At 63.4% G+C, this 11,547-nt stretch carries 10 protein-coding genes; 6 read left to right on the top strand and 4 right to left on the bottom strand.

Translation table 11 applies throughout. The features are described from left to right. Position 1 precedes the first annotated feature (1 nt). Together HAP47_RS19580 and HAP47_RS19575 are read right to left on the bottom strand one after the other, a co-directional pair. Positions 2-1,606 (bottom strand): carboxyl transferase domain-containing protein, encoded by a 1,605-nt coding sequence (locus tag HAP47_RS19580; RefSeq protein WP_173643431.1) that lies wholly within the window; start codon positions 1,604-1,606, stop codon positions 2-4. Between the two features lie 86 nt (positions 1,607-1,692). Beyond that, a complete protein-coding gene (locus HAP47_RS19575; protein WP_173643430.1) occupies positions 1,693-2,865 on the bottom strand; it encodes an isovaleryl-CoA dehydrogenase in 1,173 nt (390 codons plus the stop codon). 191 nt (positions 2,866-3,056) lie between these two features. Between HAP47_RS19575 and HAP47_RS19570 the strand changes: the two genes are divergently transcribed. Then, on the top strand, positions 3,057-3,710 hold the full coding sequence (locus tag HAP47_RS19570; RefSeq protein WP_173643429.1) for a TetR/AcrR family transcriptional regulator: 654 nt from the start codon (positions 3,057-3,059) through the stop codon (positions 3,708-3,710). 2 nt (positions 3,711-3,712) lie between these two features. After that, positions 3,713-4,210, top strand: coding sequence for an Lrp/AsnC family transcriptional regulator (locus HAP47_RS19565; RefSeq protein ID WP_173643657.1), 498 nt, complete (start codon positions 3,713-3,715; stop codon positions 4,208-4,210). A 141-nt stretch (positions 4,211-4,351) separates the two neighbouring features. On the opposite strand, the gene HAP47_RS19560 is transcribed toward HAP47_RS19565, so the two are convergent. Continuing rightward, positions 4,352-4,657 carry an ETC complex I subunit gene (locus HAP47_RS19560; RefSeq protein WP_092113947.1) on the bottom strand — a complete coding sequence of 102 codons (306 nt, stop codon included), beginning with the start codon at positions 4,655-4,657 and terminating at the stop codon, positions 4,352-4,354. Between the two features lie 241 nt (positions 4,658-4,898). On the opposite strand from HAP47_RS19560, the gene HAP47_RS19555 reads away from it, so the two are divergent. Next, on the top strand, positions 4,899-6,065 hold the full coding sequence (locus HAP47_RS19555; protein WP_173643428.1) for an OpgC domain-containing protein: 1,167 nt from the start codon (positions 4,899-4,901) through the stop codon (positions 6,063-6,065). Between the two features lie 10 nt (positions 6,066-6,075). On the opposite strand, the gene HAP47_RS19550 is transcribed toward HAP47_RS19555, so the two are convergent. Next, positions 6,076-6,963 carry a VOC family protein gene (locus tag HAP47_RS19550; protein WP_173643427.1) on the bottom strand — a complete coding sequence of 296 codons (888 nt, stop codon included), beginning with the start codon at positions 6,961-6,963 and terminating at the stop codon, positions 6,076-6,078. A 262-nt stretch (positions 6,964-7,225) separates the two neighbouring features. On the opposite strand from HAP47_RS19550, the gene HAP47_RS19545 reads away from it, so the two are divergent. The 3 genes from HAP47_RS19545 to HAP47_RS19535 all read left to right on the top strand — a co-directional run bounded on the left by HAP47_RS19545 (position 7,226) and on the right by HAP47_RS19535 (position 11,528). Then, the gene (locus HAP47_RS19545) at positions 7,226-7,615 is read left to right on the top strand and encodes a hypothetical protein (RefSeq protein WP_173643180.1); all 390 of its coding nucleotides are present in this window, start codon (positions 7,226-7,228) and stop codon (positions 7,613-7,615) included. Positions 7,616-7,796: 181 nt separating this feature from the next. Beyond that, positions 7,797-10,061, top strand: coding sequence for a TOMM precursor leader peptide-binding protein (locus HAP47_RS19540; protein WP_173643426.1), 2,265 nt, complete (start codon positions 7,797-7,799; stop codon positions 10,059-10,061). A 12-nt stretch (positions 10,062-10,073) separates the two neighbouring features. Further along, the gene (locus HAP47_RS19535; RefSeq protein ID WP_231168934.1) at positions 10,074-11,528 is read left to right on the top strand and encodes a SagB/ThcOx family dehydrogenase; all 1,455 of its coding nucleotides are present in this window, start codon (positions 10,074-10,076) and stop codon (positions 11,526-11,528) included. Positions 11,529-11,547 lie beyond the last annotated feature (19 nt).

Raw genomic sequence — 11,547 nt, 5'->3', positions numbered from 1 at the left:
GTCACATCCTGAACAGGCCGAATTTCGTCGGCTCGATCGGCGCGTTGGCGGCGGCCGACAGGCCGAGCCCGAGCACCAGGCGGGTGTCGGCGGGATCGATCACGCCGTCGTCCCAGAGCCGCGCGGTCGCGTAATAGGGATTGCCCTGCTTCTCGTATTGCGCACGGATCGGCTCGCGGAATTTGTCTTCCTCTTCCGCCGACCAGCTCTCGCCCTTGGCCTCGATGCCGTCGCGGCGCACCTGGCTCAGCACCATCGAGGCCTGCTCGCCGCCCATCACCGAGATGCGGGCGTTCGGCCACAGCCAGAGGAAGCGCGGGCTGTAGGCGCGGCCGCACATGCCGTAATTGCCGGCGCCGTAGGAGCCGCCGATCACGACGGTGAATTTCGGCACGCCGGCGGTTGCTACCGCCGTCACCAGCTTGGCGCCGTCGCGCGCGATGCCGCCCGCCTCGTACTTCTTGCCGACCATGAAGCCGGTGATGTTCTGCAGGAACACCAGGGGAATGCCGCGCTGGCAGCACAGCTCGATGAAATGCGCGCCCTTCAGCGAGCTCTCGCTGAACAGGATGCCGTTGTTGGCGATGATGCCGACCGGATAGCCCCAGATATGGGCGAAGCCGCAGATCAGCGTGGTGCCGTAGAGCTTCTTGAACTCGTCGAATTCGGAGCCATCGACGATCCGCGCGATGATGTCGTGGACGTCGAACGGCTTGCGGCCGTCGGCGGAGACCACGCCGTAGATCTCCTCGGCGGGAAACAGCGGCTCCTGCGGCGCTTTCATGTTGAGCGGCGCCCTTGCCGGCTGCTTCAGCGTGCCGACGATGCGCCGCGCGATCCCGATCGCATGGGCGTCGTTCTGCGCGTAATGATCGGTCACACCCGACTGCCGGGAGTGGACGTCGGCACCGCCGAGCTCTTCGGCAGTGACAACCTCGCCGGTTGCAGCCTTCACCAGCGGCGGGCCGCCGAGGAAGATCGTGCCTTGATTGCGCACGATGATGCTCTCGTCCGACATCGCCGGCACATAGGCGCCGCCCGCGGTGCAGGAGCCCATCACGATGGCGATCTGGGGGATGCCCTGCGACGACATCTGCGCCTGATTGTAGAAGATGCGGCCGAAATGCCGCTCGTCGGGAAAGATCTCGTCCTGCAGCGGCAGGAAGGCGCCGCCGGAATCCACCATGTAGACGCAGGGCAGATTGTTCTGCCGTGCGATGTCCTGGGCGCGCAGATGCTTCTTCACCGTCAGCGGGTAGTAGGTGCCGCCCTTGATGGTGGCATCATTGGCGACGATGATGCATTCGCGCCCGGAGATGCGTCCGACGCCGGTGATGACGCTGGCCGAATGGACGTCGCCGCCGTAGAGCCCGTTGGCGGCAAGCGGCGACAGTTCGAGGAACGCGGTGCCGGGATCGACCAGCAGATCGACGCGATCGCGCGCCAGCATCTTGCCGCGCGAGGTGTGCCGCTTGCGCGAGGTCTCGCCGCCGCCGCCGGCAACCTGCTTGAGCTTGTCGCGTAGCTCCGCGACCAGGCTGCGCATCACATCGGCGTTGCGGGCGAATTCAGAGGATGTGGGATCGATCGTCGAATGAAGCGGCATCGCTGTTGCACGTTTCGTTGGAGTGGCCGACAGGATTTTTTGGAAAGCGAGCCGCCGCGCCGGAGGCGCGACGGCCGGTGCGCAGCTCAGGCCGTCTTCGCAAACAGCTCGCGGCCGATCAGCATGCGGCGGATCTCGCTGGTGCCGGCGCCGATCTCGTAGAGCTTGGCATCGCGCAGCAGACGGCCGGTCGGATAGTCGTTGATGTAGCCGTTGCCGCCCAAGAGCTGGATCGCGTCCAGCGCGCATTGGGTGGCCTTCTCGGCGGCATAGAGGATGGCGCCGGCGGCGTCCTCGCGCGTGGTCTCGCCGCGGTCGCAGGCCTTCGCCACCGCGTAAACATAGGCGCGCGAGGCGTTCATCGTAGTGTACATGTCGGCGATCTTGCCCTGCACCAGCTGGAACGAGCCGATCGGCTCGCCGAACTGCTTGCGCTCGTGGACGTAGGGCAGCACAACGTCCATGCAGGCCTGCATGATGCCGATCGGTCCCGCCGCCAGCACCGCGCGCTCATAGTCGAGACCGGACATCAAGACGTTGACGCCGCGGCCGACCTCGGAGAGCACGTTCTCCTCCGGCACCTCGCAATCCTCGAACACCAGCTCGCAGGTGTCGGAGCCGCGCATGCCGAGCTTGTCGAGCTTCTGCGCAGTGGAAAAGCCCTTCATGCCCTTTTCGATGATGAAGGCGGTGATGCCGCGCGGACCGGCATCGGCATCGGTCCTGGCATAGACCACCAGCGTCTCCGCGTGGGGACCGTTGGTGATCCACATCTTGTTGCCGTTGAGCACGAAGCGGTCGCCCTTCTTCTCGGCGCGGGTCTTCATCGAGACCACGTCGGAACCGGCGGAGGGCTCCGACATCGCCAGCGATCCGACATGCTCGCCGGAGATCAGCTTGGGCAGATATTTGCGCTTCTGCGCCTCGTTGCCGTTGCGGCGGATCTGGTTGACGCAGAGGTTGGAATGCGCGCCGTAGGCCAGCCCGACCGAGGCCGAAGCGCGCGAGATCTCCTCGACCGCGATGCAATGCTCGAGATAGCCGAGGCCCGACCCGCCGTACTCCTCCTCAACGGTGATGCCGTGCAGGCCGAGCGCGCCGATCTTAGGCCAGAGGTCGCGCGGAAAGGTGTTGGAGCGATCGATCTCGGCGGCGCGCGGCGCGATCTCGTTGGTCGAGAAATCATGCACCGTCTCGCGGATCGCATCCGCGGTCTCGCCAAGGTCGAAATTGAAGATTGCCGCCCGGTTCGAGGCCATGATCCCTCCCATGAGATTCATCCTGCAATTAAACGATCATACGTTTTTTTCTTGGCTTCGCAAGCGACTGTGCTATGGTTTGCAGTGGAATCCGCAGTTCGTTGAATTTACTGGGATTTCATGCGATAAACATACGGTCGTTTGCTTGTTTCTGGCACTTCCTGACAAGCCGATATCCCTCCGAGGCCCCGATGGCACGTACGATCGGCTCACATGGCCCCACGACGCTGGAGGCGATCCGCAAGGCCGGCGTGCGCCTGATCTTCGAGCGCGGCTACGAGGCGATGAGCTTGCGCCAGCTCGCCGCCGAGGTCGGCATCCAGGCGGGCTCACTCTACAACCATATCTCAACCAAGCAGGACCTGCTGTTCGATCTGGTGCAGGAGCATATCAACGATTTGCTGCGCGAGCTCGATCTCGCGCTGGAGGGCAAGGCCGATCCGGTCGAGAAGCTGCGCGCCTTCGTCTCCTTCCACGTCAGCTATCACATGACCCGCAAGCGCGAGGTCTTCATCGCCAATTCCGAACTGCGCAGCCTCGATGCCAAGAACTACGACGCCGTGGTGGCGTTGCGCGGTGCCTATGAGCAGCGGCTGGCGCAGATTCTCACCGAGGGGGTCTCGGACGGCGTGTTCGAAGTTGGCGATATCCAGGTCGCGACCTTCGCCATCATCGCGCTGCTGACGGGTCTTTGCACCTGGTACCGCCCCGGCGGCCGGCTGACCCGCGACGCCATCATCGCGGCGCATGAGAAGCTGGTGCTGTCGGGCGTCGCACCGCAGGCCGCTCCCGGTCGGGTCGGCAGCGGCAGCAAGAGCCCGCGGACTGCGGTAGCGGGCTCGTGACTGTGACAGAGCGCCCACAGCTCGATGACATCGATCTGCGGATCCTGTCCGAATTGCAGCGGGACGGCCGGATCAGGATCAACGAGCTCGCCGAACGCGTCGGCATCACCGCCCCGCCCTGCCTGCGCCGGGTCCGCGCCTTGCGCGGACGCGGTGTGGTGCAGGCGATCCGCGCCACGCTGGACGAGCGGCTATTGGGCTATGAGGTGACGACCTTCGTCCTGATCCAGCTCGACAGCCAGAACCTGGTTGCGATCGAGGCGTTCGAGGCCGCGGTCGCCGCCGTGCCGCGATTCCTGCAATGCTGGCGGATCTCGGGCGATGCGGATTTCATGCTGAGATGCGTCGCGCCCAGCGTCGACGACATGCGTCAGCAGCTGCTGCAGTTCGCCGGCCTGCCCAACGTGCGTAAAATTCGAAGCTTTCCGGTGCTCGGCGTCTCCAAGGATGCGCCGCTGCCGATCCCGGGCGCCCTCGCCGCGCCAAGCCCCGCGGGCTGACCCGGAGCCCCTTCCGCCAGACTCGTCATGCCCCGCCTCGTGCCAGGCATCCACATCGTTTCTTCATTCAGGTAGCAAAGACGTTTATGGCCGGGACAAGCCCGGCCATGACGGAATTGAACTCGTCTGAAGCGGTATGGCCTAATGCGTCCACGGCTCCCAGCGGCGGAATGCGAAATTGTCGGCATAGGCGATCTGGCGGTGCGCCGAATCCTTCGGCTCGATCACCTGGTAGGCGATGCCCTTGCGCTCGCAATAGGCGACCGCCTCCTCCTTGGTCTCGAACTGCAGCGTGAGCTGCTGCTTCATGTCGGTGGACGAGGTCCAGCCCATCAAGGGCTCGACGGTGCGCGGCTGCTCCGGTTCGTAATCCAGCTGCCACTCTTTGGTCTTGGCACGTCCCGATTGCATCGCGTTTTTGGCGGGCTTAAAAATGCGTGCGGTCATGGATGGTCGGCCCCGTGGGATGTGCAATATGGAAGCGATTTGAAGGAAACCGCCGGGATAGTATAGAGACACCGTTCAACGAACTGATCGGTGATTCCTCGATCTCGGAGGGAGCCTTCGCCGGACCGGTATAGTCATTCTACCGCGCTGTGACAATCTGGCCCGGGAGGCTTCCGATTGGAGCCCCTTGGGCCCGCGGCGCGGCCTTCTCGACAGCATCATCTCGAGGAAGCGGCGCCCCATGGAAATCCACGCTCATCTGCCCGACAAAGGACGTGACCTCCGGCTCGACCTGTTCCGCGGGATCGCGAACTGGGCGATCTATCTCGATCACATCCCCGACAATATCGTGAACTGGATCACGACCCGGAATTACGGCTTCAGCGATGCCGCAGACCTGTTCGTCTTCATCTCCGGCTACACTGCATCCTTCGTCTATGCCCGCATGATGCTGGAGCGCGGCTTCATCGTCGGCGCCACGAGGCTGACCAAGCGGGTCTGGCAGCTCTATGTCGCCCACATCATCCTGTTCGTGATCTACATCGCCTCGATCAGCTATCTGGCGCTGCGCTTCGGCGATTCCGAAATCATCAACGAGTTCAATGTCGCGGGCCTCGTCGACAACGCCACCGAGACGCTGCGCCAGGGCCTGTTCCTGAAGTTCAAGCCGGTCAATCTCGACGTGCTGCCGCTCTACATCGTGCTGATGGGCCTGTTCCCGCCGGTGCTGTGGTTCATGCTCCGGAAGCCGAACTGGACCATGTTGGCCTCGCTCGCGCTGTGGCTGGTGTCGCGGCACATGGGCTGGAACCTGCCCGCCTACCCGGCCGGGACCTGGTACTTCAATCCGTTCGCCTGGCAGGTGCTGTTCGTGTTCGGCTCGTGGTGCGCGATGGGCGGCGCGCGCGCGAACATGCACATCATCAATTCGCGCTACACGCTGTGGTTCTGCATCGCCTATATGATCTTCGCCCTGATCATGACGATGGCCGGCCGCTTCCCGGACTTCGGCGCGATGTTCCCGGACTGGCTGTATTCGGCCTTCAACCCGAACGACAAGACCAACCTCGCGCCCTATCGCTTCCTGCACTTCGTGGTGATCACGGTGCTGGTGATCCGCTTCGTCCCGAAGGACTGGTCGGCGCTGGAGTGGAAGGTGTTCGATCCCCTGATCGTCTGCGGCCAGCAGTCGCTCGCGGTGTTCTGCGTCGGCGTGTTCCTGTCCTTTGTCGGACATTTCGAGCTCTCGATGAGCTCGGGCTCGCTGTTCGCGCAGATCTTCGTCAGCATCTCCGGCATCGCGATCATGACGATCGTGGCCTATTACATCTCGTGGTCCAAGCGACAGGACAAGCCGATCAAGCCGCCGGCGCCGAAGCCCGCGGCACCGGTCGCCAAGACGGGCTAACGAATTGACGTCATTTGCTGGCCGGACGCCTCTTGCCGCCCGGCTGGCCACTGCGCCACCTGCCCTTTGAGCTGAACCCCTCCCAAGTGGTGGTCCAGCGATACTCGGCCGCCTGCGCCTTCGCGATGCCATCGGGGCTGCGCGCTCCCTCCAGGGCAAACGTGGCGCCCTGCGGGTCAAGGCAGCGAACGATCCAACTGCCGTTCGGCAGCTCCAGCGGCCCTTCATAGACGCGTCCGCCACCGGCCTTGACCCGCATGATGGCGGCGTCGACGTCGTCGACGTTGAAATAGTAAAGCCAGAACGCGATCGGTTCGAGCGGACGCTTGTTGAAGATTCCGCCGGCGGTCTGCCCGCCGGCCGAAAACAACTGATAGGTCTCGGCGGGCGCGTTGCCGCCGTCGGCCTGCCGCCAGCCGAAAACCTCGCTGTAGAAACCAAAGGCCTTGCGCCAGTCGGCAGCCAGCAGTTCATGCCAGCCGACGCGCCCAACCGCATCGAGGCCTTCAACCGCCGGCAGAGCGATCCTTGATCCGCTGAGCAATCCGAACGTCGCCCGCTGGGGATCGGCGACGATCGAGATTCGGCCGATATTGGTGCTGGTCGGCGGCACGTAGACGGCGCCGCCACGTTCCTGCATTCGGCGGACGGCGAGATCCAGGTCGTCGACCCCGACATAACCAATCCACCGCGGGGTCGCGCCTTGGCGTCGGCCCTCCTCCGGCAGCTCCATCAGGCCGCTTCGGGCAAGCTCACCAGACATGAACAATCTGTAAGAAAGCTCAGGTGTAGACGCATCCTTCGTCAACCAGCCGAGCAGATTGCCGTAAAACGCACTCGCTCCTTCCACATCGGTGGTCAGCAGCTCATACCAGGCGAAGTTCGCATTATCGGCCATGCCGATCCCTCGCTACGGTGTCGGGACAATTGCAATGCAGCATACGGATTGTCGTGTCGTTAATGATCGCGGCCGAGCGAACGCACCGGCTGATATTGCGTTCATCAAGATGAACCTTGGAACGAAAATGAACGACGAAACTTGATGCACGTTAAGGCCTCGCAAGTGTGTGTACGCAGCTTGTCTTGCGCGGGGCATCGACGGATTGTACAGTCGCGCGAGGATTGAATCCGACAACACGTCAACGATGGAGGATGCGAGCATGCCACGAGTGAAGCAAGCCCCCAAGACCAAGCGTGTGACCAAGGCCGCTGTGCCCGCGTTGGGTGCAGCCGGATTGACCTTCTCGCTGGTGGGGGGTGCGTCCGCATCCGCCGTTCCGGCAGCCGACGTGCCGCAGATTCAGAAGTACGGACCGACGCAAGCCATCACACTCGGCGAAGAAGAAATCGCCGACGTCAGCCTGGCGACATTCCACCTGTTCGACAAGGAAGACATCGGAGCCGGCGTCCAGGTGGCGTGGCGCGGATGCGGCGGCTGCCGTGGCTGCCGTGCCTGCCGCTGCGGTGGCTGCCGTGCCTGCCGCTGCGGTGGCTGCGGTGGTTGCGGTGGAGGCTGTTGTCTGTCGTGGGGCGGCTGTCGCATCTGCTGACGAGACAGCATCGCGTTGACATACATCGATCGCTATGGCCGGGTCCGACACACGTCGACCCGGCCAAATTATGTTGCCCCGTATCGTTGCCCGGCTCGCTTCGGGCAACGGCGCGGAGGTGCCGAGGCCGGCGCCTCGCTCGATTCCATAATCGCCCCACAAGCTGCACAGGAACGATTCTTTGCCAGGAAAATCCAACCAGCGCGCCAAAAAGGACGTTCTGCAGTTCGCACCGAATTTCACAGCCTACGTGCTGCCTCCGGAGGTTGTCTGCCTCTATTCCGAAGACCGAAAGTTCTTTCTCCACGGCGAGCTTTATTGTGCACTGGCATCCGCGATCGGCACAAAGGGATGCAGCGCCGCCAAGCTCGCCGACGAGCTCGGGCGAAGGTTTCCGCCCGAGGCGATCAATGAAGCCATCAAGCGACTGCTCGACCGCCGTTATCTGATCTCAAAGCCGCTAGGTCACGCACCAGCTCCCGCAAACACGGTCGCCGGGCTTTGGGCGAGCCTGGGCCTTCCCGACACGATCGCCGCACAGAACCTGCGCAACTGCCGCGTTCGACTTGAGACGATCGATGTCAAGGGCGCGGCCGAATTGAGCAAGGCACTGCAGGAGCTGGGCGTCCGCGTCGTCAAGACATCGGGTGACCTCACGGTCACGCTGGTGAACGACTATCTCGATCGGCGGCTCGCCGAGCGCAACCTGCAGCGCGTATCTGAGGGATCGGCCTGGTTGCTGGTGCAGCCTTCCGGCGTATTTCCCCTGGTCGGGCCAGTCTTCAATCCGGGTCAGACCGCGTGCTGGACCTGCCTGTTCGATCGGATGATCCGCAACCGCGAGGTCAAGGGCTTCCTTGATCGCGGAGCCGCGCGGCCGGTCGCGGTCTCTCCGCTCGTACAGCACACGGTTGGACAGAGCGCGATCCACCTGGCCGCCGTCGAAATCGCCAAGGCGATCGCCAGCGGATTTCGTACCGATCTGCGCAATCACGTCGTCAGTCTCGACCTGCTGGGCTCGACCATTGCAAAGCACTACGTGGCAGCCCGTCCGCAATGCCCCACCTGCGGAAGCAAGAAATTGCAGAACCCGAGACGCGCGCCGGAGCCGATTGAACTGGGGCCGGGCGCCAAGCTGGTCATGACGAGCGGCGGCTATCGCACCGTGTCGTCCCGCGCCACGGTAGCGCGCTTCAGGAAGCATGTCAGCCCCCTCACCGGTGTGGTGACACGGCTGGAGCGGATCGAGGTCGATCTGCCGATGAACACCAATTTCTACGCCCAACATAACTTCTCCGCGCCGGCGCAGAACGTGGATCAGCTGCGCGCCGGACTGAGCGGCGGCAGTTTCGGCAAGGGCAGTACGGCCGAGCAAGGCGAGGCCAGCGCGCTGATGGAAGCAATCGAGAGATATTCAGGGATTTTCCAGGGCGATGAAATCCGGGCCCGAAAGCGCTTCACCGACTTTCCGTCGGGCGATGCCATCCGCCCCAACGACATCCTGCTGTTCAGCGACGAGCAGTATCGCAACAGGGCGGAGCCGAACCACCACGACTCACACCACACCCAACCGGCGCCGGAGCCGTTTGATCCGTCCGCCCGGATCGAATGGACGCCGGTCTGGTCGTTGCGCGACAAGAGGTTCAGGCAGATTCCGACCAGCCTGCTCTATTTCTTCTACGAAGGTCCCGCCCCCTTCGCCGCAGATTCCAACGGCTGCGCTGCCGGCAATACCCGCGAGGAAGCCATCGTGCAGGGCTTCCTCGAATTGATGGAGCGCGACGCCTATGCGATCTGGTGGTACAACCGGTCACAACGCGCTGCGGTCGACCTGGACCAGTTCGACGATTCCTACGTCCGCGATCTCAAGACCCAACTCGAGGAATCCGGGCGGCGGCTCTGGGTGCTGGATATCACCAGCGATCTTGGCGTTCCGACCTATGTTGCGATCGTACACTGGATGCAGAACGGTCAGGAAAACATCGAGTTCGGTTCGGGCGCTCATTTCGATCCGCGCATCGCGTTGCTGCGGTCGTTGACCGAGTTGAATCAGTTCCTCTCGATCGGTCTGATGGGTGGTGGCAGCGGCGAGAAGCCGAGCCTCGACGGCGTCAATCCGCTGCGGCTCGACGAACATCCATTCCTGATCCCAAGTGCCAATCCCGTCATCCCGCCGGCCGCCGCGCCAGACGTGCCGCTCGACAACACCCGCGCACAGGTTGATGCCTGCGTTGATATCGCGGCGCGCGCAGGTCTCGACTTCCTCGTCCTCGACCAGACGCGGCCCGACGTCGAGGTACCGGTGGTCCGGGTCATCGTTCCCGGGATGCGCCATTTCTATCGCCGCTTCGCGCCCGGGCGGCTCTATGATGTGCCCGTCCAGCTCGGATTGCGCGATCGGCCATCGCTGGAAAGCGAACTCACGCCATTCCTCCCGCACACTTGAGGTGATACAGGCGTGCGCGCGCCCAGCAAAACGAAATCGCCACGCTCCGCGCCGCCGGCTGTGCTCGTTCGGCTCAATCCGCTTGTCGCGCTCGAAGCGCAACCGGACGGGACCATAGCGGCCCTTGTAGAAGGCTATCCGGAGCCTTTGGGAACGTTCAGCACGGACGCGGCGCAACGCGCCCCCGAACTGCAGGCAGGCCTGCCACTCCCTCGCTCTGAAGGCGATGCGGTCGAGCGAGAAGTCGAGCGCCTGATGCGGCAATTGGCACGCCGCGGCCTGCTGGAATATCGGCTGGCGCGTACGGGCGATACCAACGATCTCGTTACGATCGAGCCGCAGACCCCTGATTACTGGCCGCGAACACCAAAGCTCGACAATGCTGCAACTATCGTGCTGTCACGCTTCGCCTATCTACGGCGGCGCGGCACCGAGATGATCCTGGAATCACCGCGGGCCGGCGCGCTGTTGAGGATCCATGATGCGCGGATTGCGGCGCTGCTGACCATCCTTGCCACTCCTCAGAAGATCAGCCGCATCCGACGTCTGGATGGCTATCCGGGCCCTGCATTACTTGCGCTGCTGATGGACTGCCAAATCCTGATCGAAGTCGACGCGGAACAACGCGATACGCTGCGAAGGGCGGAAGGCGATGACGGCCTCGTGCTCTGGGATTTTCACGACTTGCTGTTCCATGTCCGCAGCACGGAAGGCCGACAGGCCAGTCCGCTGGGTGGCCTCTATCCGCACACCAGCCTGATTGCGCCGCTCCCCGCGATCCGACCTGCATGGCCCGGTAAGAGCATCAAGCTGCCGGAATCCGACGGCATCGCCTCGCCGCTGGAACAACTGCTGCATGACAGGCATTCAACTCGCGATTTCGACAATCACAAGCCTATCACGTTGGCCGAACTTTCGAGGTTCCTGAACAACGTCGCGCGGGTCCGGGCGAAATGGAGCGGGCAGTTGGAGCTTGCCGATGATGGTCCCGATATCGAATATACCAGCAGGCCGTATCCGGCAGCGGGCAGCGCCTACGAGCTTGAGCTCTATTTGGCCGTCGCGAATTGCGACGGCCTGACGCCAGGTTTCTATCACTATGACGCCGATGCGCATGCGTTGGCGGCCATCGACGTTCGCCCACAACAATTCGAGGCCATGTTGCAGAGCGCGGGATTTGCCATGGACGCGCCGTCTCCACCGCAGATACTGATCACGATCGCCGCGCGATTTGGCCGGATCTCCTGGAAGTACAGCGCCATCGCTTATGCGCTCATCCTGAAGGATGTCGGCGTCCTGACCCAAACGCTGTACCTGGTGGCGACGGATTTGGGCCTCGGCGGCTGCGCGATCGGCACCACCAATGTCGATCTGTTCGCGAAGATGACCGGGCTCGACATTCACGTCGAGGGGCCGGTCGGCCAGTTCGGGCTGGGGCGCGGCATGGAACCGCCCCCTGCCGGATAGTCCTCGATCCGCCGCGACA

The sequence above is a fragment of the Bradyrhizobium sp. 41S5 genome, from assembly GCF_011516665.3.
In the GTDB taxonomy this organism is placed as follows: domain Bacteria; phylum Pseudomonadota; class Alphaproteobacteria; order Rhizobiales; family Xanthobacteraceae; genus Bradyrhizobium; species Bradyrhizobium quebecense.
The sequence above is the reverse complement of the archived record's forward strand: the minus strand, read 5'-3'. Positions and strand labels throughout refer to the sequence as shown.

Coding starts and splice junctions, on each gene's coding strand:
- HAP47_RS19580 (WP_173643431.1), bottom strand. CDS start 1,606: ATGCCGCTTCATTCGACGATCGATCCCACATCCTCTGAATTCGCCCGC.
- HAP47_RS19575 (WP_173643430.1), bottom strand. CDS start 2,865: ATGGCCTCGAACCGGGCGGCAATCTTCAATTTCGACCTTGGCGAGACC.
- HAP47_RS19570 (WP_173643429.1), top strand. CDS start 3,057: ATGGCACGTACGATCGGCTCACATGGCCCCACGACGCTGGAGGCGATC.
- HAP47_RS19560 (WP_092113947.1), bottom strand. CDS start 4,657: ATGACCGCACGCATTTTTAAGCCCGCCAAAAACGCGATGCAATCGGGA.
- HAP47_RS19555 (WP_173643428.1), top strand. CDS start 4,899: ATGGAAATCCACGCTCATCTGCCCGACAAAGGACGTGACCTCCGGCTC.
- HAP47_RS19550 (WP_173643427.1), bottom strand. CDS start 6,963: ATGGCCGATAATGCGAACTTCGCCTGGTATGAGCTGCTGACCACCGAT.
- HAP47_RS19545 (WP_173643180.1), top strand. CDS start 7,226: ATGCCACGAGTGAAGCAAGCCCCCAAGACCAAGCGTGTGACCAAGGCC.